This window comes from Pseudomonas sp. HK3, from assembly GCF_052920985.1.
Genome location: NZ_JBREXD010000002.1, coordinates 333009 through 358831 on the forward strand (window position 1 = coordinate 333009; position 25823 = coordinate 358831).

General features: G+C 40.0%; 16 protein-coding genes. All 16 read right to left on the reverse strand.

What is annotated here, in order from left to right:
- Positions 1-42 precede the first annotated feature (42 nt).
- The 16 genes from ACU6U9_RS12480 to ACU6U9_RS12555 all read right to left on the reverse strand — a co-directional run bounded on the left by ACU6U9_RS12480 (position 43) and on the right by ACU6U9_RS12555 (position 25803).
- Positions 43-1656 carry a tetratricopeptide repeat protein gene (locus ACU6U9_RS12480; protein WP_446735366.1) on the reverse strand — a complete coding sequence of 538 codons (1614 nt, stop codon included), beginning with the start codon at positions 1654-1656 and terminating at the stop codon, positions 43-45.
- Between the two features lie 53 nt (positions 1657-1709).
- A complete protein-coding gene (locus ACU6U9_RS12485) occupies positions 1710-2870 on the reverse strand; it encodes a hypothetical protein (RefSeq protein WP_446735367.1) in 1161 nt (386 codons plus the stop codon).
- Between the two features lie 2 nt (positions 2871-2872).
- A complete protein-coding gene (locus tag ACU6U9_RS12490) occupies positions 2873-4432 on the reverse strand; it encodes an SAM-dependent methyltransferase (RefSeq protein WP_446735368.1) in 1560 nt (519 codons plus the stop codon).
- A 153-nt stretch (positions 4433-4585) separates the two neighbouring features.
- Positions 4586-5422, reverse strand: a complete 837-nt coding sequence (locus tag ACU6U9_RS12495; RefSeq protein WP_446735369.1) for a hypothetical protein — start codon at positions 5420-5422, stop codon at positions 4586-4588.
- 119 nt (positions 5423-5541) lie between these two features.
- Positions 5542-6024 carry a contractile injection system tape measure protein gene (locus ACU6U9_RS12500; protein ID WP_446735867.1) on the reverse strand — a complete coding sequence of 161 codons (483 nt, stop codon included), beginning with the start codon at positions 6022-6024 and terminating at the stop codon, positions 5542-5544.
- Complete coding sequence (locus tag ACU6U9_RS12505; protein WP_446735370.1) at positions 6002-9256, reverse strand: hypothetical protein; 3255 nt, start codon at positions 9254-9256, stop codon at positions 6002-6004. Before ACU6U9_RS12505 ends, ACU6U9_RS12500 begins: the two co-directional genes overlap by 23 nt.
- A 198-nt stretch (positions 9257-9454) precedes the next feature.
- The gene (locus tag ACU6U9_RS12510; protein ID WP_446735371.1) at positions 9455-14323 is read right to left on the reverse strand and encodes a hypothetical protein; all 4869 of its coding nucleotides are present in this window, start codon (positions 14321-14323) and stop codon (positions 9455-9457) included.
- Between the two features lie 10 nt (positions 14324-14333).
- Positions 14334-17069, reverse strand: coding sequence for a hypothetical protein (locus ACU6U9_RS12515; RefSeq protein ID WP_446735372.1), 2736 nt, complete (start codon positions 17067-17069; stop codon positions 14334-14336).
- A gap of 139 nt (positions 17070-17208) precedes the next feature.
- Positions 17209-20307, reverse strand: coding sequence for a hypothetical protein (locus tag ACU6U9_RS12520; RefSeq protein ID WP_446735373.1), 3099 nt, complete (start codon positions 20305-20307; stop codon positions 17209-17211).
- Positions 20308-20478: 171 nt separating this feature from the next.
- The gene (locus ACU6U9_RS12525; protein ID WP_446735374.1) at positions 20479-20799 is read right to left on the reverse strand and encodes a GPW/gp25 family protein; all 321 of its coding nucleotides are present in this window, start codon (positions 20797-20799) and stop codon (positions 20479-20481) included.
- The gene (locus ACU6U9_RS12530; RefSeq protein WP_446735375.1) at positions 20799-22421 is read right to left on the reverse strand and encodes a phage baseplate assembly protein V; all 1623 of its coding nucleotides are present in this window, start codon (positions 22419-22421) and stop codon (positions 20799-20801) included. Before ACU6U9_RS12530 ends, ACU6U9_RS12525 begins: the two co-directional genes overlap by 1 nt.
- A 38-nt stretch (positions 22422-22459) precedes the next feature.
- Positions 22460-22999 carry a CIS tube protein gene (locus ACU6U9_RS12535; protein ID WP_446735376.1) on the reverse strand — a complete coding sequence of 180 codons (540 nt, stop codon included), beginning with the start codon at positions 22997-22999 and terminating at the stop codon, positions 22460-22462.
- 3 nt (positions 23000-23002) lie between these two features.
- Entirely contained in the window at positions 23003-23275 is a 273-nt protein-coding gene (locus tag ACU6U9_RS12540; protein ID WP_446735377.1) for a hypothetical protein, read from the reverse strand.
- Between the two features lie 24 nt (positions 23276-23299).
- Positions 23300-23767 (reverse strand): phage tail protein, encoded by a 468-nt coding sequence (locus tag ACU6U9_RS12545; RefSeq protein WP_446735378.1) that lies wholly within the window; start codon positions 23765-23767, stop codon positions 23300-23302.
- Between the two features lie 91 nt (positions 23768-23858).
- A complete protein-coding gene (locus ACU6U9_RS12550; protein WP_446735379.1) occupies positions 23859-24305 on the reverse strand; it encodes a phage tail protein in 447 nt (148 codons plus the stop codon).
- Positions 24306-24345: 40 nt separating this feature from the next.
- Positions 24346-25803: a phage tail sheath family protein gene (locus ACU6U9_RS12555; RefSeq protein ID WP_446735380.1), complete on the reverse strand. Its 1458-nt coding sequence runs from the start codon at positions 25801-25803 to the stop codon at positions 24346-24348.
- Positions 25804-25823: the final 20 nt, after the last annotated feature.

Consider the following 25823-nt stretch of genomic DNA (forward strand, 5'->3'; position numbering starts at 1 on the left):
ATCTCTCTCTAAATTTAAATTATAAAAAAATAATTAGTATCATTAAAATACTAACTTCCGACACCAACCCAACACCTCAATATCCTCAGAATCTTTTTCTCTTAACGCCTTAAACCCATCCAATGCCTTATCACCCTGCCCAGACTTCGCCAAACATACCGCTCGTAAAAACAGACTTGGCACGCAATCCAAATTCAGCGAGAGATTAAACACCAGCACCTCCAACGCTTGTGACCAATCTTCAGCGGCCATATAACACTCCACCACCGCCAGCAAAGCGCTACTGTCACCCGGATGGGCAAAATAGCCAGCGACAAGTTCAGGCAACGCCGCCCACAGCTCAGGATAAACGTGCTGATTATCTTTATTAATATACGGTTTAAGCACAGGCCAATAATCGCAAAACAATGCTAGGTCATATTGGGATTGCTGCCAGTGGGCAATGAACTCGTGATAAGGCGGCGGGCTGTTACGTCTTATGGCATTCACCGCTTGATTGCCGTGCCCCAAACTTTGATTGTTAAACGTATTTTCAATTTTCTCTGAAAATCGAGGTAATCCAGCTTGCTCAACCCCCAAAAAAAACGCCGCCTGGGTAATGGCGGTGGTATTCATGTTTTGTACCCTAGCACTGCCGCCCAACTGGGCCGATGCCTGTGCCAGCGCATGCAAATTAACATCTAACGACCAGGTAGTATCGTGTCGCACTAGCGCAGGCCGATAACCATTTTGATTAAACAATTGGCTTTCACTTGTTCCTTTGTCGGCCACCAGCCAAACCAAAGGTGCATCGATGCGCTTATTAAGCTTGGTTAAAGCCTCAAGCCCCCCTGTAGGAAAGGTAAAACCCATCTGCGTATATTGCCGCTGATAATCTTGTAATATTTGTTGTTTTATTGCTTGATGCTTATGGTTTTCATTTTTACTTTCTAGTCCCTGCGTGTCCGTTACACAATCTTTAAAATAAAAATCCTTAAAATAAAATTGCTCCCCCAGTTCATCTAAAAACAGTGGCACATTATCACCCGGTGGCAACACTGTCCCTGTTGCCAGCATCCCTATTTGTAACTGTTGTTTTTCAATGCGGTAAACATCTTGCGGCAAGGTATCAAACAGATAATTACTGATGACCAACAGCGGATTTTTTAAGGTGTCGCGGCTAAGTATTTTACCAGACTGATGCAACTGTATAGGCGTTGACGCTAATACATTCACATGGGCCGACTCTAAGAACCCTTGCTCAAATAAAGGGGTTAGCTGAGGGTGGGCGTGCCAAAACTCAATATTTTTTTCGGCCACATCACTTAATACATACACCAGCTTTACGTTTGTAAGCGCTGCGTCGTTGCTCTTGGCTCGCTCAAATTGCTTATGTATACGGTAAGCTAGAGCACCTGTGCCCGCCCCTATTTCCAATACATAAAAAGGTGCGCCAGCCACATAGTCTGATTGCGCGACTCTGTCTTTAATTAAGGCAATTAACAGCTGAAGGTAGTTGTGGGCGGCAAAGTTATTGTTAGTAGCGTGATATGGCAGTTTGTTGTTCCAAGCCTCAACGCCCACCTCTTTGTAATATTGAGTTTGATCCATTAACAGTTCACTTTTTGCTAACGGTAAATAAGTTTGAGCCTTTTCACTTTCATGATGGCATTCCATGTTTGCATTCCTTTTGACAAGCAAAATTTAAAGGTAATAATTGGCGATACTGGTTATGCTTTATCTTGTGATTCGAAGGGATTTAGTGAACCAAATTTTGTAAAACCAGGCATACCCTTATGTTGTGGTTCGGGCAACTTACCCGGTTCAATTGAAAAATATTTTAAGTTAAAGGGCATTTTTTCACGGTTTCTTTTATCACAAGACAGTAAAATATTGGCAGGATTCTCTAACAAGCAAGGGGCAAGCCTTAATAATAGTTTCTCAAGTATCTGCGGAGTTTTAATAGATGAAATATCTACCCAACAAACACTTTGAAATACCCGTAATTCTCGTGACAACAGGTGATAAAAATCGATCAGCTCGGTGGCACTGGCTGCCATTAACATCGCGGTATTCAGCTTTAGTGCAGGTACTTTATAAGCACTTGCCGCCATGGAGATTAATGCCTGCATATTATGAGACTCGGTGCTGGTTAGCTCGAAACACGCCACTTTATTGGATGCTTTTGGTTGCGCCATTAGCTCTTGCCAGTATTTCAGTAAGGGCTCAAGGCAGGGTGATAAATGGGATTTATCTTGATAGGGCAAGGGAGTTGCCCAATAGCCTAGAGCCTGGGTGGGTTGACTGCAAAGTCCCAACCAGTCTCTAGACCAAGCACTTATTCTTATGGCAATTTTTCCTTGATTTAACTCTTTAGTTTCTAATAATTTAAATTTAAAGCTGGGCCAGTGACGGTGGTGTGACCCTAGGGGTAAATACAAGGGTGCAATACTCGTATTTATTGGTTGCGCTTTATTTATTTGTGAAGAAAGATGCTGAATAAAATCAACTGACAGAGTGTGTTCACCGGTAAGTTGATGCCACCAGTCTTTTGCTTGCTGGCATGTCTCTAACTTAAATGCCAAAAGCAACATGCACGATTCTATTTTACTGAGCGCAAAACTTTGCACTAAGCGGCTTAGCGGAGGATAACGATTTATCAGGGCTGCTTGCTCTAACTCCTGATTATTTAGTCGTTCCTCACCTATAAGTTCCTCATTTATAAGCTCTTCATTTAGAGAGTCAGCCTTGAGTAATTTTTCTATTAATTGCTTCACACCTTGCCACTGTTCATTTAAGGCATCTTGTAAGGCCACTATTTGCGCCCGATATTGTTCAGGGTTCAATGCTGCCTGTGCATTGTGGGGTGCACCTGTTGACTGTGAATTCATATTTACCCCCCCACCACACGAAGTTCTTTGGCCTCTGTTGTATTAGATTTCTCAGCATGTTCAGGCAGTTTAATGATTTCGGGGGCAACAACTGCACCCTCGACGACTTTGGAAAGCGCTAGCGGTTCTATTTTTTCAAGGTAGCCCCAACTTGGAATATGTTCAGGGTTGTTATTTACGCTTATTTCAAAATACTGCTGGGCCTGTTGTTGATCACCCTGCTGATAACAGGCACAGCCCAGTAAATACCAATAGTAGTAATCATTGGGTTTTTTAATGGCTAATGGCTCAGCCAGTTGCTTAACTCCCTGCCAATAACCTAATTGGAAATACAGTTTTAGTAACCAATCGTAAAGGGCATCGTGAGCTGGCATAGGGTAAATATTGGCTGCCAGTTGCTCTAGATGAACGATCAATTCGCGCTTGTCTGGTTCAGCCAGTGTCATATTCCAAGACAGTAATGCTGGGGCGACACTGTGCAAAATATACGGATCGTAATAACTGAGTTTACACCAGGATATTAAACTGGAGAGATCCAATGTGTTTGTCTGGGACATGGCAATTTGGCAAGCGGTATACACATCACTGGGGCTTTGCTCTTGAATAAAATAATTCAGCGCGGCATGGGTTTCGGTAAATATTTCTGACTGTTGTGATATTAAAAATGCACCACTCACCAAGCTTTGTTGGTTTTGTTGTAAAAAACTCACGCCTTGTTTAAAACCAATGTATTTAGCGATGGCATCGTAATTAACCATTAAGGAAAAGCTGCCATGAAAAGCAATGTCAGGGTCGTGTTGTCCATAAACATCTAACCGATTACAAAAACCTTTATCACTGCTTAGCAACAAGAGTTCCCCACCGGCTATCTGGGTTAAGGTATCAATTGCTTGTAAGCTGCCAAGGGGGATCAATACTTTTTGGCCATTGGCTTGTTGTTTGTATGCTTTAAGCAATTGCGTTAAAGCGGGCTGCTGGTAATGATTATCCTCAATAGGTTTGTAAGCAAAGTCAGTGCGTAGGGCTGCTAAGGTATTGGGTTTATCGCCAACTAGATTATCTTGATCAATGCTTATGCGGGTAAGGCCTAGGCTAAGCTGCTGATCTTCTACTTGAATCACATCATGACTGACGGTATCAAATATATAATTCGCTAATACCACCATGGGTCTTGGCTGTTCACAGGCTTGTAAGATTGTGTTGCTATTTACTAGGTGAAGCTGAGTATCAGATTCCAGATTAAAAATAGAAAAATCTAATTGCCCACGATCAATAAAGGGTTTAAACGCAGGGTTTTTCTGCCAGTGCTTAAGATTTGATTCGGTAAAGTCTGTAATGACATATTGCCAATGACACCCTTGCATGTCTAACCGGTCAAGCCAAATATTAATTTGTTTGAGTATGTGAAAGCTAAAGGCACCCGAGCCCGATCCTAGCTCCACAACATAAAAAGGCTCTAAAGCACTCTGACGATTATTTTTAATAAGGTCTTGCCAATAGCGCACGATCGATGCGGCATATTGATGGGCGATCATGGGATTACAAGTGATATAAAATGGCACTTGCTGGTCCCAGGCTTTTGGGCCTTGCTCGGCAAAATAATTTCGTTGGTATTGCCATAGGGCACATTTAGATAGGGGAATTATCCTGCTCTAGTATTATTTTTTCAAATTTCATAGTATTCCCTTTAATATTATAATTTTTATATTTCAATATTAACTATTACGTAAAGCCGCGCGCTTGCTTAATAAAATAAAGCTTATGAAGTCTTGTACAACATCTTCAACTAGCGCTTGGGCACCGCCGTTTTGATTGCAGTGCTCGTTATGGTTATCATTCTGGTTAGTATGTCGGTCAGTGCCCATGCCATGATGGAACGACAAATCAAATATCTTGCTTTGCATTTTTGTATTCGAAAATTGGCATTGAATATCTAGGCTGTCGGTTACACGATAAAAGCGTATTTGGTTGTTGCTGGTAATATTTTTTGATGGGTCGTTACTGGGCGTATCATTAAAATTAAGTGTGATGGCGGTTAGGTAGTCATGGTTTTCACTGTGTATATGAGCATGTGAATGCTCATGATTATCTGGCGCGGCAATCGATTCTATTTGGCTGTGAATGCCACTGCTAAAGCCACGCTCATGCAGCTCATGCTGGCTACGTTCTAATACACTGCGTACCAGCCCATTTAATACGTGATCAACCCATTGCAACTGCTGTGTTTGCAATGTTTGTTGATGCAGAATAACGTCGCTTTGCGCATCGCTGAAGTTATCTTGATGGTTATAGTGACGCTGCAGAATATTCTGTAATACATCATGATAATGATTAGGGTAGTGGTGATTGCGCCTTTCGTTATTATGGCGGTTATCGTTTTCTCTTTCATATTGCTGCCGTCTATTTGTGCCTGAATAGTTATAGCAATTTGGGTTTTCACATTGCGGGTCTTCGCAACGTGCATTGTGACAATGGCCATGGCCGCCTAAAGAAGGGCTTTCCATAGACGGTGGGTCTAGGTGGTGCATGGGTTGGGAATATTTTTCGTGCATTGTATGCTCCTTGCTTGTGAGGGTTTATGCTCACCTACCTATTTATGCTGTATTTAGGTTTCGTTAATCATTTGAGTATGGTTCGAAGAAGGGGATTTTTTAGTCAATTATGTGTGTATCTAAAAACCGTATTGCCATTTTACCTGTATGAGTGCTTTGCCTAACCAAGGTAATGATAAATAGCCAAGCCCCCATGGCAATTTAATTAGTAGTACATCCATTGTTTTTGGCTCGACTTCAATGCACCCACCATCTTGGTTTTCATAAACGTGTGCACTTCGTTGTAAAAATAATTGCCTAAAGTTTTCTACTGGCATGCTTTTAAGTGCAGGCCAATTATGTATCACCGCTTGTAATAACTTTTCACAACTATTTATCTGTTCTGCTGATAGTTCGATCGGTTCATCAAACCAGGTATCCGCATCGTAACCGCACAATAAGTTAGCGACGCCCCAAGTATTATCGTCTTGTTTGAATCCCAATAGGGCCACCAGTAAGGCGTGGGCCGTAGCCCGTGTGGATTCATTAATGAATATCCACTCGCGATCATTGCTGCTATTACTAGCGCTGCTTTCATCATCAGTGGGATTGTATAAGCTGATTGTTTTTAAAGAAGTCTTTTAAATAGGGCCAAATTAAGACTAAGCCGCCATCTAGGCTAATTTGATTCGCACCTTGCTGCTCTTGTGTTTGCTTTAATTGCGTTAAACTTTCTTTTAAGTCAGCGCAGATGTCGTTGATTTCTGCTTTAGGTATGAGGGCTTGTATTTTTTGTCTATGATCACTTAATAAACGTTCGCATTTTTTAGCCGCTAAAAAGGATTGAGGTTGTGCTTTTAGCCGCGCAAGCGTATTTGATAAATCTTGGCTCCAGATTAAGTCATGCAGTTCATGGGGTGCAAGACTACTGGCCGTTTTATCCGTTAATGGCTTAACTAATAAGTCTAACGCGGTTTGGCATGTTTTAAGCTGGTTAGCAGACCATTTTGATGATTTACCCAATTGCATACATTGATTCATAAAAACAATGAGGGATTCTAGTTTTTTCTTATTTTCCCATGGGAGTATTGCCTTTTTTTCTTTGGGTATTTTTTTCAAAAACTTCAAGCAACATTCCGCCCATTTTATGACATCGTATTTCAATTCGGCCTGCGCACTATTCGCACTAATATGTTTATGCTCTGGTTCGATTTTATCTGGGGTCTCATAGAAAATTTGTGTCAAGGTGACATCAGCTAGGTGCTCACACGCTTGCAATACGGTAGTGAACATGGATTCGAACCCATTGTTCATATTGTGACTACGAGATAAGCCCAATACACTGTCGAATGACTGAAGTGAAAACATGCATAATTGCAAACGCGAACGCAATGTCTTAACGGTTTTAATATCAATCGGTTGGTTATGCGTATTTTTGTCTGTAACTGCTCGGTTATCTGGTTGATCAATTGTTTCTGCTAGGGGCTGCCACCAAGTTTCTGTTGTTTGAGTAAGGCCGCTATCTAATTCTTTCAACTGGTTTTTAATCACCATTAATGCGTCTAGGCATTTTTTTATTTTTTTAGATATTGATGCCGCCTGAGCACTTTTTAAACATGCTATAAGCTGGCTTAGTAATTGGTAAAGCTGTTGTTTATTTAAAAACCGATTTATTAGGCCGCTCTTAATATGGTTTGCACTTACGCTATGAATGTCAGAAACGTACTCTGGCGATATTAATTGGCCAAGCAATGTAATGAGTATGTCTTGTGTTTTATTTTGCAGGTCTTGTTCTTGTTTGAATATTTTATTTGACTCAATCACGTTGTAATTTTGTTTAATAAGTAATGGGGCTGAATGCTCTAAAGTATACAGTAAAGCTTTCGCATTATGCTCGGTTGGGTTGGCCAAATAATCAGCCGTATCTTGCTGTAAAATAGGCGAGCCGTCACGAAACCCCACTATGGCGAATATCTTTAGAGCAAGGGTTTGCTCTGCCATATGCCCGATTGTATTTACTTTAGTGTCTTTTAATGTTTGTGTTTTTTGTGTATCAAAAGCTTTTGCTAAATGATTAAGTAAGTTTTGCTTGCCTTGCCATAAATGGCCTGGCGATGCTGTTAAGGCTTCTTGTGTTGGGGGATCTTGTGTTTTACTGGCTTTATATGATGGTATTAGCGCGTCAGTTACGTATGCGTTAAATGTTATAGGCAAACAAGCCAACCACTTTTGCAATAAAGGGGATATTTTTTCTTGTAGTGTTTTGAGTACATTGATTTTGGCCGATGACAATAAGATGCCGTCAACGGTTTTCGCTTCTGAGCCAGTTAATTCAGCCACTAACTCATCTAGTGGCTGCTTTAATGCAAGCGCAAGCCAAGGGGACTGCATCAGTTCATTTAAAGTGTTTAATAGAAAATCAATTCTTTGATTGGGGCGTAACAATAATCTGTCTTGATCTGTTTGCAGTAATATTGCTAATTCCGTTAATAACTGATCTACCCGTGTTTTTAAATATTCAGTGATATGGGCTAATTCGTTTTCTTGAGTCTGTTGAGATTCATACAAAATGTGCAATGACGTTTGTAACTTCATAATCAACGTTTTATTTAGCGCTTTGCCTGGCCCTAATAGAAATACTTTAATACGGGCAAGGTGCCAACCTAGTGCATTAAGGTCACCATTAAATTGATTAAAGGCTGATAACAAAGCTAACGCTTTTTGATAAAGCTGACGCATGATATTTGGGCTATAAGGCAATGATGCATTTAGGCTCGCTTGTTTTATTAGGGTATGACTAGATGCATCTTTCGATATATCACTCAATTCTAACCAACTGCTGCCTTTGGCTCGTTTTAACACATTTTTTAATGCTGTAATATCACGTGTTTTCACGCCCTGGTGCATAACGACGCCCATCCAGTTATTGCAATGTTTTAACCAGATATCACTTTGTGCCATTAGTAAAGATTGGTGTACGTTGTTTAAAAGTAATGCTTTATTAATATTTTGATCACTTATTGTGTCTAATAATTGGTGCATTTTTATATACAGGTTTAATATTTTTTGACCACGCTCTTGGCTCTGAAACTGAGTGACAATGTTTAACTCAAGATAGTGTTTTAATAGGTGCTTTTTTTGTGTATCAGTCAGGCTTGTTTGCTTTAAATACGAAAGAGCCGCGCTGTGATCATAGTCACTGGATGCGTCTTTAGTAAACACACCTTGTATGAGTTGCTGCCATTCGCTCTCTTGACGGAACCACTTATAAAATCGATTATAAATATGAGGCTGGCACAATTGTATTTTAAGAAAATCACGTATTTTTTTAGAGTCTTTTAGGCTATTAAGTAGCCTGGGCAATACTGCCCGGCCTTGTAAATATAAAGCATTAAAGCTATGTGAGTATGTTAATGGCCCTGTATTACATTGCAGTAGCTGTTGTAAGCCTTGCCACCAATTACCACCAACTTCAATGGTTTCTAAGGCTGTATTGGGTGTGCCGGTATTAATATCAAACCCTTTATTTGCAGAGAGTTTGATTGCGTCATAAAGAATTTCATCAAGGTTAGGTTCTATATTTTGCTTGAAATAGTGGGTTCTATTTTCAAGAAATTTATTAGCATCGATTAATGGCAGGATTATTTCCATGTTTTGCAACGTAATATTACTTGTACCATCTCGTTCTGCATCATGAATGGCCTGGGGGAGTTTTATTAAATTTAAACGCGTTAATGATTCTTTTATAAATAGAGCTAACTGCGTTTCTACTTGCTCTCGCTCATCATCCGATAATCCTGCTCCATCTTGCAGGTATTGAATGTCCAGTTTTAGGGTATTTATATTAAGGGTCATAAACGGCTCGTGTAAAAGCCAGCGGTTAATATGCTGAAGGGTGAAAATAATAAACGTCAATTAACATTGCATAAAATAGCAGAGTGCTCTTAATGAATACGCTGCCCTAACGAGAACACGTCACTACAATGAAATTGCATAAAATATATTGAGACAGTAACAATAACCTGGCCACCGCTAAAACGGTGGCCAGAGCGATTATTCGTTATGTGTACGCCATACACTTACGTCGTCATCAATACGGCGACCCACGTAATCACCTTTCCAGTAATGACGTTCTTCTGCTTCACCTGTTTGATGATTTGATGCATAAATATGCGGCGCTTCACCTGCGTTGTTCCCAATCCACATGCCCTCACAAATTAGGTCACTGCAATAGTATGCTGCACCACCCTTGCCAGTTTGCATATCCGCTAGGCAATCGGTCGCGGTGAGTCGTAACTGCTCACAACGATATGCCGCACCACCACTGCGCGTTGCACGACAGCCATCAGCTACTACTTGGCTTTCTTTGCATTTAGCAACGGCGCCTCCTCGTTCGGCTTGGCAATTAAATGCATGCACCACCGAGCGATATAAACCATAAGCCGCGCCACCTTCGTTTAACTGGGTGTCTGAGCCAGAACCTTGATCCATTGCGCGACAGTTATAAACGTGTAGGGCTTCAACATAACTTACCGTGTGTTGACCCGCTTGCGACACGGGCGCAAATATCGCGCCGCCATCGCCCCAGCTAACGTGATTTTCAATGCGGCAATTCAGTTTTATATGACTGGCATGCTCTAGATAAAAAGCACTGCCATCACGAGAACTTTCAAGGTTATGGCCGTCGAATGCAAAACCCGATAGTTCAATATGTTTGATAGGCTCATGAGCACGACCAATTATTTCAAAGCGCGCATTTGCATTTTGCTTTGTAATGCGAGTCGTTTTTTCATTAAAACCAAAGATGGATACACCTGAGCGTAAGCTCACGCTATTTTTTAATTGATAGTCGCTGACACCTTGGCTGCTAAAGGGCAATAGGATAACCGTGGTGTTTTCGCTAATGCTGGTAATGTTAGATGTATTGAATAACGCATCGAAATCTCTTTGGCTGCTCACCGTAAAGGTTTTACCACCGCGACCAAATGGCACGGCCACATTGTCAATGTAAGATTTGATTGCAGCCTGAGTTGCCAAAATGCTGTTTAGGCTACCGTCACCACCCAGTAGTGGGTCATCAGATATACCTAGTATATTTGGGCCTGTGGCCATTTGTAAACCTGCCGACATACTTAGGCTGCCTGTGTGCACAATATTCGCGCTTACCGATTCATTCACAGCGATCGATTGTGCTTGTAGCTGTTCACTGATGCGTGCGCCACCGATAACATCCAATGTTTTGGTCGGTGCGTCGGTGCCAAGTCCTAGGTGGCCGTCTTTATCAAGGGTTAATAAACGCAGGCTAGTTTCATCATTACGCTTTTGATCTAATACAAATGCCGATTGTTGCGCAGGGCTTTGCATATGAAAGTGCGCTTGTGGGTTGGTAACACCCGTATGAATGGCTCCATTTATATGAAGATTTTTTTCAACATTTAGGTTTTCATTGACGTCTAGGTTACCTGCAACAGCCGCATTTTTCATGAATAAGGCATCGCCTGATACATCTAATGTGCCATCCAGTGTGGTGTTAAGTTGTACTTCTAAATCTGATTGAAGCTGGGTGCGACCTGTAACAAATAATTCTTCTTCGATGGTGGTTTTATCTTCTACTAATAAGTCACCGCGTATGCGTACGTCACTGCCAAAATTGGCTCTTTGATATACGTCCATAGAGCCTGCTACATCTAAATTATCACGCGCTTTCATTTCGCCTTGTACTTCTAACTCACCTTTGACTTCAAGGTTTTGCGATATGCTCGCCTCACCAACCACATCCAATGCGACCCGTGGATCGTTTTTACCAATGGCCAGTTTGCCTTGGCGAAATACAAGATTGGCATAATCACGTGAATCTATTCGCAGGGCTTCTTTGTAACGGGTATCGGCAATGTAAAGCTGAGCATTGGGTGTTAGCGCAGGGTCAATTTCACTCACTTGACCTAATACTGTTTGCCCCACTAATTCTGTGTCTTTATTAACGGTAAAATCAGATTTAAACAGAGCGTCTTTATCAACATATAAAGTATGCTCTAACTTGGTTTGCCCCATGACGGTGAGTTCATCTGAAATATTCGCATCGCCTTTCACATCAAGCTGTACACGAGGATTATGATAGCCCAACCCCAACATGCCATTTTTATAAACCAGTGGCGTTTGTTCGCCGTTAAACTGACTGTCAATTCGCAACGCGTCTTGTTGGCCATCGTCTAAAATGTGCAGTCGTGCTTGCGGCTCGGCAACGGTGAAGCCCATGTTGGCGTGTACATTAACAGTGTTTTGTAAGTCACTGGTGCCATGCACTGTGACGTTACCCTGGGCCACTAGCGCATCGGAAATACGTGCACTGCCTGTTACGTCTAATTCATGTTGAGGAGACGCCGTATTCACGCCTAATTTACCCGACACCGCATCGCTTTTTACAATTAAGGCCGGTTCAGCTGCGTCTTTAATGTCAACTTTAAGCGCGGTTTGATTCAACTGAGACTGACGCAGGTGTAAATCGACGTTCGTATCGAGTTCTAAATTATTTAAACTAAGGGGGCCGTTAATACTGACCTGTTGATTAAAGTCACTGATGCCATTCACTGTCAACGTATCACTGACGGTAAGTTGTGATATTTTTGTATCACCCGTTAATTGACTCGCACCGTTTACATGAAAGTTTTCTGCGCTGCTAGGGGTGTTAATCGTCAACTGGTGGGCGCTAAGCTTGACACCTGCAGGTAGTGTTTCACCCTCTTCGCCTTCAGCACGTTGATGGGCCAACAAAATGGATTGTTGATCAACCGTCATAAACGTATTAAATGTACTTGTGCCGTTGAATTTAGAGTCCCCTAAAACATCCAGTTCGCAACTAGGATGATTGTTGTGAATGCCAACAAAATCTTGCGTAATAGTTAGGGTATCGCTATTGGCATCGGTCCCCTCTATTTGCAAAGAGTTACCTTCTTCTGGTTTTTTAATATGTACTTTTGCTTGTGAACTTTCGCCACTCTCACTGTCTTTCATGCCAATGTATAGAGAATCTTCAATCGTTACTTCACCATGGGCTAGAGTTTTGCCGGTAACCTCTAAATTTTGTTTTAAATACGTATGGCTTTCAATTTGTGCTTCACCTTGCACATGAAAATCTTTTTGTGGGTCATCGGTTAATACACCGACTTTTTCACCCTGTACACTGAGTACCGTCTTTTGTACATCATCGTGGTAATGGCGCACTTTTAAAGCACTTTGGCTGGTATTATGCGTATCAATGTTAAGCGCAGGCACTACGTCACCGTCTTCTGTTAGGTGCTCTAACATTTGTTTAACGCTGAATTTTTGCTCGACTTCGGCACCTGCCATTAGTGAACCTTTACCATTTAATGTAAGGCCGTCTCGAATGGTTGCATGCCCTTTAAGCACTAACGACGCCGCGACTTGGTCGGTGCCTAACTGCATTTCATTGTCTTTAATGTGTAGCGTTTTTTCACCATCTGTATTGGCAATGATCACTGCGGGTTCTGTGCCTTGCTTAATATGCAAAGACGCATCGGCATTATGGTTATCATCTGTACCTAACCCGATGGATACAGACTGAGCATACTTAGCGTCCCCTTTTACAATCACTTGTTTTTCAAAGTTGGCTTTTTCTTTGGTATTTAAATCATTAATGTCAGTAGTGCCTTCTACATTAAGTGTCGATTCACATTTCGTGTGCTGTTTAAATGTCGCCAATTCGTGTGCGATTAAAGGGCCGTTTGCATTTAAGATTTTATGAAAATGGCCATCGCCATACACATTCAAATTTTGCTTTAAATGAGTCGTACCACCCACTGTTAAATCGGTGGTGTGATCTGTTACCACATTGCCTTTTGTCAGCGTTAAAGTGGCTTCTGCGCCATGGTGTACCTCTAGACCCGTTTCGTCGCTGCTGGCACGTACATCTAATTTACCTTCTGGACTTTCAGTACCCACACCCACTTTATTCTCAACTGATAGGCTATTATCTTCGTGCACACTCACACTGGTGCGCCCAATACGAACAGAACCGGCAACATCTAATTCATTTTCAGGTGTGGCTGTCGCAATACCGACACGACCATCCCCTTTTATAATAAATGGGCGCGCATCTTCAGCGGTGTCGTCTACTTTAAAAATGGCTTCACTGTTGCTGGCACCGTGATAGATATGCAATTGCGCTTGCGCTTGTCCTTCGTCTAGACCAAGGGATAAACGCCCTTTATCATCAAGACACAACTGTGTACTGGTTTGATCTTGTTCATTAGTGTGCTTAATTTTCACACTGCTATTATCACCTTTGTGAAGGACGGTTAGTTGGCCACTGTGCTCGTCACTTCCTACTGTGATTTCATTGTTTACCTCTAAATCGCCTCGTACATTTGCATTACCTTCAACGTCTATATTGCCATGTAACAACGCATTTGATTCAACTTCTAATTCGCCTTGAATAGTGCTTTTACCATTAACCAGTAACGCCGCCTGCGGATCAAGCGCAGTGGCGTTAATGGCGACAGATCCTTTTAGCAAGGTATCTTGCTCTACATTCATGTGAGCGTTCACACTTAAACCTGTGGTTTCAGAAAGATTAAGTGCATCACCTACTTTTAATGAGTCCGCTGATAATGTTGCCTGGCCATCATCTAATGTTAATTTTTCATTATTTAACAACGTGGTGGTACCAACGGTTATTTCACCTGCAACACTTAGGTCATTGTCTAATTCAAGATCACCTGTATTGATATTTAAGCCGTCATCACCTTGAACCACAACCGACTCAATGAGTTCTCTAAAGTTATCCCCTGTCGGAGTTTCATTGTCAGAGAAGTATTCAATTAATGTGGTGCGCTTATCCATTGCTGGGTTTTCCTGTTGAGTCGTTGGGTTTGAAGGCTGAGTTTCAGCGTTAGAATCAGTCATTATTATTTCCTTAAATACGATGAGGTTGTTTAATACCAAGAGTGAATACAGGTTGTTCTAATAAAATTTGGTTAATACTAAGGCCGCTACTTTCATTAAGCAGGGCATCAGGATTAATCACGCCATTAGGTACCGGATAGGCTGGCTTCAAAAATTTAAGTGCCTTGTAACCCACTCTGAAGTTTTGCCCAATTGTGGCTTTTTTGATTGGATTTGGTTTTATTAATGTATCCAGCTGTGCTTGGCATAGGGTAAACATAATTTGCTGGAATAATTCATCGGCCTGTTGCTTACTGTCGGCTTCGTTATCAAAACGCATTAGTAATATGTCGTAAAAACTGTCTTGTAATGCCGAAACCGTTTCACCTATTAAAAACGGTTCTTCATCAGGGTCTATTAACCACAGCATTAATACCGACTTTAATTGTGTGATGCTTAAACTATTTAAAATAAGCAGCGTAATATTTTCTGGGGTTGCAACAAATTGACGAAGCAACCCACATAAAGATTCAATAAGCGCTAAATTTTCTTGATCTTTTTGAGCCAATGCGTCAGGGATTTCGCCTAGCTCACCAACTTCTAAGGGCAATTGCGTCATGGCGTTAAGCCAAGAAAAATAGAGTCGTTCAAACAAACTCATATCTTCTCGATTAAGGTAAACAATATGAGGTTGCTGATGAACCGGACTTTCTTTGACTATTTGGCGCTCTAATAGCGAAACAAATTCTGAATTATCAAACCGTGTTGGCCACTGCGGTGCAATAAAATATAACTGTGACGTTTTGTGTATATAGCTATTAGTTGCATCGGTTTCTAAACCAAAACGCAATAATTCACTTTCTAGTAAATAGATACCTTCTTGATTTTTGGTTGCTAAAGGTAGCTGAGCCGGTTGTTCAATGCCCAAAAAAGCCGTAATGCGCTTTACCAGCCCACTATTGGGTTTATGCTTTGGCTTATCTTTAAGATAGTTAAACCCTCCTGTTCTTAATCGGCTTAATTTTGGGTAATCATTAAGTAACAGTACAAGGTCGACCACTTGTTTGAGAGTAACCAACTTATTGATTAAAGGTTGTTCCGATGAAAGCTGTGTCGTCATCCCTGCTTGTTCGAAGCTCGGTAAATAATGACTAAACACTTCTTTATATTTTAATAAGCTAGCATCAAGCGTGGTTTCAGAAAAACGAGAGAATAAGTGTTCACAACTGCGTTTAAGGCGATCAATTTGTCCTGCACTGAATACCGGCTCAGTAATGGTTTGAAACCCTTGCTCTGCATATTCATTAAAAAAATCACCCAGTAAACGCCCTACACCGCTTATTTTCTGCAATGGTTGACTGTTACGCGTAATAGGCAGCTGTTTAATGTCTGCACAAAATTTTTCGATGTCATTACTGGTTAACGCTTCACTCGACAGCATTTTTCTGAAGATATTTCCCAAACGAAGAAATAAATCTTTATTAGGAATGGCCAACAATTCTTTAAGTAAATCAAGCTGAGCAAATTCATCGGCTAACACTTGATCAAATAATGCCAAATAAGCTTTTAACTGAAGTATTTTTGCTGTCTCTTGAGTAATTGGGCCATCATCTAAACGCTGCTCTGCTAAGGCATACATTTTAGGAATTTGATGTTGCAAAGAAGCATACGCACTAAGCTCATGATATTGGCCGCTAACATAATCACTTAATTCTTCTGGCATGCCATTGCCGATGGTCTTAACTGGAATATCTAATAGTTGTATGAGTTCTTGTAATGTTTTATCGGGCAATTTGTAGTATTGCCCATCAATTTCAATTTCGAATTGTTGATACGTTTTTAACAAATCTAAATTGACTAAATGGTGATCAGGAATAGCCAAACGCCATAATAGATCTTGATTATCGTCGTCATCATCACTGATAAATTTAAAGGCTTTGAGTGCCTTTAACCCCGACACATCTTCTAGTGCGCTTGATATATCTGAGCTATAAAGACTTTCAGGCATGCTGCTAAGGTTTAAATCTTCATCTAAAATAAAGCCTTGAGATAGAAGTGGCCCTTGGAATATTTCATCACCCGATAAACCTTGGTCTAAGAGCTGTGAATATTGATAACGTGTAATTTCAGGCGATATGGTTTCTTTTATTCGATTCAGTATTTTCGCCACCACATCTAATGGCTCTACAGATGCATCTAACGTCATAGAAAGCGCCAGAGTAACCGGAAACTTTTTAACTGTTTTTATACTGCCAATATCTTCATTAATATTACGTTGATTCAAATATCGTTGGCGTACCTCTGATAATATATTTGCTTTTTTACGGGCAACCTCTTCTGCATCACCTTGTTCAAGGTTGTCGTTAAAATCAATGACAATATCATATAGACCGGTTTTTATAGTTTGATCATCTTGTATGAGTGTACGCCTGCGAATATCAGCCCCTTTTACGCCATTCACATCAATTATGAGTCTGCGGTAATCTTTAAGCGTAACGGCATTTGATGGCAATAATTGCTGAGGCAACTGGTAAGACTGAGATGAAGAAGGTCTAAGTGGGTGATGGCTGAGCAAGTCTTCAATCGGTAGCGCCAATCGATTGCTTAAGTCTTGTATGGCGACCGCCAGTACTTCAAGAATGGTTATACCTGGATCACTGTTGTTATGATCACTCCAACTATCACCAGCCAAAGATTGAATAACACCCAATGCTTGCTGTTTTAATAATTTAATATTCTGCTCATCATTTTTTGTTAGTTGTGTCATGTGTTATCCGTGCATAGCAAAATAGGCCCGCATTCAAACAAGAAGAATGGGCACATAAATAAATTGAAATGGGTAATACTAGGGGGCGTTAAATAAAGACTAGCTATTGGCCGCTACAGAATGTGGTATAAGATCTGTCTTAGGTGACAATGAAATCATCTTCGATTTTCCATTTACCAATGCCTTCAAATACTTCTGTTATTTGATTAAGTAAAGTAATTTCATGATCCGCAACTGATACTAAAATAACCGCATTGGACGATGGTTCAATTGACTGTGTATAAGTATTGCCATTTACCCTACCTTGTAAGGTATAAATAATATCAACAGCGGGATGACGTTCTAGCGCCATACCCACTTGAGTTAAATAAACGGCTTTCGATTGTTCACCTTTGTTTTGCGTGGCAAGTTTATTCCATGGAGTCATATAATCGATTAGTATTTGATTCAAATGCGCCACAGCACTGTCCATATCGTAGTCAGCCATTATATTAAGCGTCACTTTGAAAGTGACCTCTTCATATATAGGATCAACGACTCTTACCTCTAAATCATTAGTTGATATTTCACTCAAAAATCGTTGAATTTTACGTTTTAAAAATAAAGGGACTTTAGGTTGTAATACTTTAGGGTCGTAGTTAACCGGCACCACAACCACTTCAACCCCTTGAGTGCTTTCATTACGATAACATCGAGCCATATACAGCTCTGGAAACTGAGCCAGCACTAGGTGTTCATAATCCCAACTGGTTAACGCACGATTTTTATGGCGAATTCGTTCCGCCGCACGCACTTCTAATGCCTGTGGTGTTTCTAGCTCTTTTGCTGAAAACGAGGGATATGGCTGTAAGACTTCACTAACTTTAGGATCAGGAATAACTTGTGAATCAATCGTCTGCGCCGCTAATGGTTGTGAATAATGGCTCGCATGATGAGGGCCTGATGACAGCACCACTTCAAACCCTTGAGCCATAATGGTTTTAATTCTAGAGTATTTGGCGATCTCTGCATTTTGAGGCAATTGATCATCAAGAGAAATACGCAGCCAAAATAATTCATTACCTAGAAAATTTTCTGCCAATACCATGTCCGGAATTTCAAAGGTCACAACACCCGAGTCTAATAAATTAAACGTTGAGTCTTCAATAATGCGACCCCGGCTTTGTAAGCGGCCACCTTGGCTACGAGAGAATGTTGTCCATTGTCCTGCGTCTAAGTAGCTCCAATCAAGTATCGCCGCATCTGTTGTGTTACCACCGTCTACTGGTTCTAATTGAAAATACAACCGAAACTGGCCCGGTGCAGTAACATTCGCAACGCCAATGTATAAGTAACCTACGTCATCAATTTTAGGCAAAAGTGCAATATTTTGCTTGTGTGTGGCCTCTACACCTGGACGCCCAAGTGGGTGTATGTGTTTTACCTCATGATGAGGTTGCTGCTGCAATGTATCTAAGTTCAATTCGACCTCACTGTTGTAGTCGATTGATACTTTTTCAAGTAAGGGCGTATAAGGTTGATTGACGATAACCATATCGCTCGGGTTTTTACCCTGATTATTAATACCATGATACTGAGACACACGGGCGTAATCATTATGGCCAAAATCATTGTCACTTAACGTTAAAGTAAACCATTTTGGCCATTGATTCGCCGTGGTACTGGTTACGGGTAACGCAGATAAATCATATACATGATTGGATGCCGTATTATCTGCTGTATGATCAATACTAAGAAATTCAAACAGATGATGATCAATATTTTCTATTGGTTCACTATTGCTAAAAATATTGTCTAATTTATTTACATATAATGAATCAGAATACGATATTTTTGCGCTGTTCTTAAGCCATTCATATGTACCTTCATCAAGAGAATCTCGATAAGACTCATAAGGCGAATAATAGTCTGAAATAGAATTCGGCCGATCTACCCAGAAAAAATTCAGATTTGCATTGCATATGTTTTTAATCAACAACTCTGGGTGAGTGAACTGAAACTTAGAACCCATTTTTGGTGAAAACGTAAATGGCTCAAATGGTTTACTCGTATCTAATGCGCCTTTATCATGGTTTGCGACAACACCACCTAAACCTGTGACACTTACTTTTAACCCTAAACTAGAGAAACTGGCACTAGAAAGAGCTGGCTTAATCTCTAAGCAATCTGATTTTAATACAAACTCTATGTTCGCTAATTTAGGCCTAAGTGGTTGTGCATCATCAATGAAGTGGCTAACTACTGGGAAAAATTCATCTAAAACAATAACAAGATCGATCCCTTCTGCGGTTACATGTTCTTCAATGTTGTCATTGCTCAGCATCAACATACCATCAGAAGTGGATATAGAGATATTAAAGCACGATAAAATACTAGCAATTTGAAGGCTGGAATTTGCTTTTAATTTAAACTGTAACTGTATTGTACGAACACCACCACTTAAATACAGTTCCTGAGAGGCAACTGTAAAACCTAATTCTGGGAACGATTGACGCTCATCGTCTTTTTTTTCTGCTTCGCCGAATGTCAGTACGCCTGCTTCAGGATAATCTAAGCGAAGTGAATCATTAAAAGCATCTGTTAATAGCAATTGTTTTGTACTGGATAACTGGGATAAGGAATAAACTTGACTCACTTGGCTATGATTAATAACCGCATTTGATGCGCTTTGATACACTCTATTTTGTCCGTCAGCGTCTTGCCCTGCTTTAAATAATGTGCCTTTTTCTATGGTTTTTGATGCAACATCATCAATTAGACTTATTACAATATGTGCTTTGTCTGCTACTTCAGGTCTCTGCCTAAACTGTAATACGTCTTTATAAAAATGCTGTTTATGGGATTGAGTAAAATGATCAAAACTCGCTTTAGGCACCGATAACATGGTAAAAAATGCCATTAACAATGCAATGTCTGCTCTTTTTGCTAACGCCATGATGTCGCTATCGACTTCTTGACCATTAAGCAGTTTTTCTAATTCGCCAATTTGAGCGTCATTAGGCATAGCGCTTTGCCAATGATCATTCATTATTAGTGCTTCTGAATCTATAAAACCGATGTGCTTAGAAAAATCATATACATATTGAAACCAATTCTTAAGTGACCGCTCTTCAACCGAGAAATATTCATTCGCTAATGCAACTAGGCTTCTTGATTTCTGTGTGTGCCCAGAAGCCTGAAAGGACAATGCTTTCATTTGTGGGACAGATTCAGGCAATGCAGGCTCAATGGGCTTCATAATGTTATCCAAATATCAAATAATAGTTGCCCGCTGAAAAAATCAGGAGCCGATATACATGCAGTAAAAAATATAAAGTAGAAAACTAGATTGAGGTGCCGTTAAGGTAGTAAGGGAAAACCATATTCCAGCGGCTATTGGTTTGTTTAACCTTGTACTCAAGCTCTATCTTTAAAAATCCATCATAAATATAACTATTGTCCCAAAGTTGATTTCTTTTAAAATGACTCGAGGTTCATTCAGCAGTACAGCGTTTGCGATTTCTTCTTTTAAATCAGCCAATACCGATACATCTACTGTATCAAAGTTAAATTTACTTAAGCGACTGCCAAACTTAGAGTGAAGTGCTCGCTCCCCCAACAAAGTATTAAGGAGTATTGAGATTGACTGCTCTATCAGTTCCTCGCCGGAGGTCATTCCAGGGCCTGCCGCCAATGACTTAAAACTGACAGGAAAAGACCAACCTGTTCCTATTGTATCTTTATCACTCATTAGCTTATCTCCACTGCTTGTGATTTAATTTCAGCTTTTTCATCGGTTGAAATCGATATTTTTCCCTTACTAACGATACTAATGGTTTCATCGGTTTTGATAGAAGTGGCTCCCTTACTACTTATATCAATAGTTTTTTCACAAACTATTTTACTGCCTTCAGCATCACTTAATTGGACATTACTTTTTCCTGAAGAAAGCGCCAATACATCACTGGACTTATCAAATTTTACCGAAACAGGAACTTCTTCATCTTTTTGTTTTACATAAATACCCCGTATTGGTTTTTCTTCTTGTAACGCCTGCGGGGGTTTTAATTTTGGATTATGGCAAGACCCAACAATCACGGGGTATCGACAATCGCCATCGATAAAACTAACAATGACTTCATCACCAATATTAGGAGGAAAAAAAAGACCTTCACCATTGCTCGCAAAAGGTGATAACGGTCGTGCCCAAACCAAATCATTGCCTGCAAGCGCTGGCAACTGAATCGGCAATCGCTCTATCTCTTCTGCGTCAGCTTTATACTTAACAACCTTGCCATTCATGAGTGGGATAAGAGGCAAGGTCATGTAATCGGATTGTAATGTCTGAGTAATCGGTATACCCAAATCAATGTCCATCTGCCATTGACCTGCCATTAAATAATGACGAATGCCTGATACAAGGTAATCACCTGAAAACGTTGCCCCCACCTTTTCAACCGTGAGCGTGTCCATAAGCTTGATATCTAACAGCTCGCTATCGACATTCGCTTCTAAGGTAATAATCCCTTGATTTGCATCAAGTAGCCGATAGTTATTTTGCGCAGTAGCCTGTGCTTCTAATTCTTTCGGTGACTTAGTAAAATTACTAAATAAAACCATATCGCTAATGGCTAACGCCTCAACTGCCTTATCGGGCGTTTTATACTGCCCTACCTTTCCCTTAACACCTTTATCACTGTGTAATTTTTGTTGTGTAATATCCCAGGCATTCACGGATATATTTTTAATTTGAGAGCGAATATCTTGATTAAACTCGAAATGTATTATGTTATTTTCAAGTATATTTAATGTCTTTTTTTCACCTGCATAATCTTGAATATTGATAACCGAATTTGACTCGGTACTTGCTGAAAAAACAAAACCATTTGCTAATATCCGTGACATCATTAATCGCCATGGTGTCACCTGATATGAAAAATATTGATAATGGCTAATTTCACTTACGGCGATGTCTCCTACTGTGACACCTGAACTAGTCATTAACTCATTTATTAATTTATCGTCTGTAATTTTTGATTTAAATAACTGAGTACTTAATCCTTCACTCATTTTAATCACGTCACTATGAGCTTTAACCTCTAAATATGTATCAATATTCTTGCCAAGTGAAATAGCGGTAATAATACCTTTGAACAATACTTTTTTAGTTTCAATGGATAAAACTGTAATTTCTTTACCTATTGAAAATTCTTTACCGCTTATAATTTCGAAATCTTTATTTTTAATATTATCTTCAAGAATAGATAATTTCAAAAATGGAATATCATTTACTCTGTATTGAATTTCAAGATCAATGATATCAATAGACGAGCCAACGTCAGTACCCGCTAATGTGATAGAAAATTTATTCATATTTAACCCATTGAATTATCACCCAGCATTGAGTGTTATTAAGACGTGGCTGCCTGTGCTTTCTCTTTAAATACGCATTCGACTCGAGCTTTTACTCGATCACCTGTTAAATTAACCAGGTCATTCTTTATATTCATACTTAATAAACGACCATTAAATCCTCCCCCAGGTGAATCTAACAAAGCCATACCGAATGGCTTTAAACGAACATAATTAGGCTGTTCTGTTGCTTCATTTTTTGTATGGCATAACTCTATTAATTTTTTTATTAACATATCGACCCGATCAGGGATAAGCATACTGGGTAGTGCAAACGCAATTAAATTTGAATAGGTAGTATCGTCTAATAAAAAGTTAATTTTCAAATCAGATGGGTTAGAGCCTTTAAAATCACCACCACCGTTAGTTGCATCGATCGTTTTTGGTTGACAAATGACATTTGAAAAACTCGATTCCATCGTCGATGCATCATAAGGAAGAAGTAAACTGCCTTGCTCACTGGTCATTTCAATATCACTAAAAGCGGTCACTTTTAATATCGGCGAAAAAGCACGAGTAGGATCGTTAATAAATGACATATGTTATAACCTTTTAGCTTTGCGCTGTTTTTTAATAGTAATGTCTAAAGTGCGCTTAAAATCAGCCGATAACCGATTAGAAACATCCGTTAAATTACGAGTTAATTCATTTATCTGACGCTGAAGAATCTCTATATTTTCTGTTAAATGATGAATATCACCTGCAGACGTCGCATTTTTACTTTCTTGATTATGACTTGTACCTTCGGCACTTTTACTTGTAGATTGAGTTTTAATTTGGGACTTAACAACCACTTCGCCGCAACATATATCCATACTATTCTCCCGTACATTGACGCATTAACTTCCCATTTTTATTTGGCGAATAGGAATGTATTTAATACCCGAATACTTAAAATTCATTGTCTCTACTAATAACTCATTACTATTGGCATTTAGGCCATCCCATTCCCATGATTCTAGGTAGGCATTTGTCACCATCCAAGCATTCACGGGAACATCATTTTCATCTAATACATTCACCATGATATCTTTACGCAATAAACGTGTGCTCCAAAATAACGATTCAGCAACATTTGCGATCATTAACGGGCTTGCTGACGTAAACAACCCTCTTTTTAGCGTCAGTGTTTGCGTGGGTATTTGACCGTCGATGCTGGTCATTGAACCGTTTATATTGACATTTCGGCTCATTTTCAAACCACTGACTTCTTTGAATTGCATGTCTATGGGGTTAGGAATGCCCGCTGTGGAAATCACCACAACAAAACGATAGCCAACTAACGGCAAGCCACTGTCTATAAACATATTTAATCTCAACTTGAAATATGAAAAATATTGCTGCGCAGATTGCGCAGCAACACGCTAATAAATTAGCATTTAGTGACTTAACGAGTGATCAATGAAATTCCATTTTTACATCATCAGCCATCAACTCTAACGATTCGATGCTGGCTTCGTTTGAGCCACCATTGACACTTGGCGCAGTCAATTTTTTAGGAAAGGCATTTAATACCTTCCAAGTAACTAATGGCTCTGTGCCTGTTTCATTTGTTAAAGAAACCGTGATGTCTTTTTTATCCACTAGGTTAAGACTAATGGATGAAATCCAGTCATAAAACTGGCTCTTACTGCGTACTAAGCCACGCTTTAGAGTGATGTTCACATCTGTTTTTTGTCCTGGCATGTGCTTTTTACTCAGGCCATCTTTATAGGTAATGGTTTCTACGCCGATATCTAAACCTGATACTTCAGAAAAAGGAATGCTCTCTTCTCCAAAGCTCACAACAAAGCGATAAACGGGAATAGGATATTCGTTAGCGATATCTTGTGCGGTTGTAGCCATAATTATTTTCTCCAAAAACTCAGTTTAATAAAATTTAGAATTAACTTTCGAGGGATTTATGTGAAAAGGTTAATACAATGAATTCAGCAGGACGAACGGCTGCCAATCCAATTTCAATGTGCATAATGCCGTTATTGATATCGTCTTCTGTCATGGTTTGCCCTAAACCAACATTGACGAAATACGCTTGACCCGCTGACTCACCCATAAAAGCACCTTGCTTCCATAAATTTTCAAGGTAGCTTTCAATCATGGTTTTAAGCTTTAACCAGGTAAAAGGTGTATTAGGTTCAAACACCGCAAACGCTGATGCTTTTTGAATAGACTCTTCAACCATATTGAATAAACGACGAACAGAAATATAACGCCATTCATTATCATTGCCGGCTAATGTACGCGCTCCCCACACCAAGTTACCTTTACCGGTAAACTGACGAATGGCGTTAATTGATTTACCACCAATAGAGTCCACATTTAGGTTATCTTGGTCATCGTTTTTAATGACTTTAGTAGGACGTTGTACCATGGTTAACGCCACATTCGCTGGCGCTTTCCATACGCCACGTGAGGCATCTGTTTTAGCAATGACACCCGCAATGGCGGGCGTAGGCGGTAGAACTAAATAGTTTTTAGCGAGGATTTGCTTAACGGAGTTGAATAGCGCAGTGTTACTGGTTTCTAGCGCGCTAAGTGTTGCAATAACTTCATTCTGGCCACCTGCATTGTCCGGTGTATAATACTTAACCGTCACGCTGCTTTTATCATAATGGCGAGCATAAGAAGTCAGCACATTAGGGTAATAAGCTGCACCATATTTTAAATCACCTGTTACATTGTTACGCATTAAATCAGCGTCAGCCGTAATTTGCGCCGATAGCAGTGCGCTCGTATCTTTTTCTAGCACGTCTATTAATGCAAAGCGATCTTGCAGATCTTCACATTGCTGGATTACTGATGTTTGCAGACTGTAATAAGCGGTGCTATTTAGTCCATGAGCATCGATCAAGCTGATCAGCGTAATTTCATCTACTTTTGATATGGCTGATAATGCCGAATTAAAATCAGATTCAACAGGAGTAGTATCCGTTAATAGACCTGTGGCATCAGCCGTTTTATGGTTGCCAATACTTACTACATAACAAGCACCACCACCATTAGCAAAGAAGTGTTCCACTGATTGTGCCAGCATGAATTTAGGCAAAATATTTTGGCCATCTTCAGAAGGTAAATTATTAATATCAGCCTTGATCACAAAGCCATTTTCTTCGTAAGGGATATGTACGCCAAATTTTTCAACAGCTTTGCCACCAAAAACAGACCGGTATTCCGCCATATTTTTAATTTTAATAGGCTGCATCGTCACTGATTCATTTTTGCTATTGACGGTAATTGCGGTATAGCCCACAAATACTGGAATAGCCGTAGGAACTTCTGCTACCGAGGGCGGTAAAGTTGATTTTTCCTGAACATAAACATCAGGCGTTTTATATTGTGCCATTAGATTTCCTTGATTGAGTT

Bases quoted from the DNA above. Each gene is read 5' to 3' on its own strand.
- ACU6U9_RS12550 (WP_446735379.1), bottom strand. From the start codon at position 24,305: ATGGCTACAACCGCACAAGATATCGCTAACGAATATCCTATTCCCGTT.
- ACU6U9_RS12540 (WP_446735377.1), bottom strand. From the start codon at position 23,275: ATGGATATATGTTGCGGCGAAGTGGTTGTTAAGTCCCAAATTAAAACT.
- ACU6U9_RS12510 (WP_446735371.1), bottom strand. From the start codon at position 14,323: ATGACTGATTCTAACGCTGAAACTCAGCCTTCAAACCCAACGACTCAA.
- ACU6U9_RS12495 (WP_446735369.1), bottom strand. From the start codon at position 5,422: ATGCACGAAAAATATTCCCAACCCATGCACCACCTAGACCCACCGTCT.
- ACU6U9_RS12535 (WP_446735376.1), bottom strand. From the start codon at position 22,999: ATGTCATTTATTAACGATCCTACTCGTGCTTTTTCGCCGATATTAAAA.
- ACU6U9_RS12530 (WP_446735375.1), bottom strand. From the start codon at position 22,421: ATGAATAAATTTTCTATCACATTAGCGGGTACTGACGTTGGCTCGTCT.
- ACU6U9_RS12555 (WP_446735380.1), bottom strand. From the start codon at position 25,803: ATGGCACAATATAAAACGCCTGATGTTTATGTTCAGGAAAAATCAACT.
- ACU6U9_RS12525 (WP_446735374.1), bottom strand. From the start codon at position 20,799: ATGAGTGATAAAGATACAATAGGAACAGGTTGGTCTTTTCCTGTCAGT.
- ACU6U9_RS12485 (WP_446735367.1), bottom strand. From the start codon at position 2,870: ATGAATTCACAGTCAACAGGTGCACCCCACAATGCACAGGCAGCATTG.
- ACU6U9_RS12480 (WP_446735366.1), bottom strand. From the start codon at position 1,656: ATGGAATGCCATCATGAAAGTGAAAAGGCTCAAACTTATTTACCGTTA.
- ACU6U9_RS12505 (WP_446735370.1), bottom strand. From the start codon at position 9,256: ATGACCCTTAATATAAATACCCTAAAACTGGACATTCAATACCTGCAA.
- ACU6U9_RS12515 (WP_446735372.1), bottom strand. From the start codon at position 17,069: ATGACACAACTAACAAAAAATGATGAGCAGAATATTAAATTATTAAAA.
- ACU6U9_RS12545 (WP_446735378.1), bottom strand. From the start codon at position 23,767: ATGTTTATAGACAGTGGCTTGCCGTTAGTTGGCTATCGTTTTGTTGTG.
- ACU6U9_RS12520 (WP_446735373.1), bottom strand. From the start codon at position 20,307: ATGAAGCCCATTGAGCCTGCATTGCCTGAATCTGTCCCACAAATGAAA.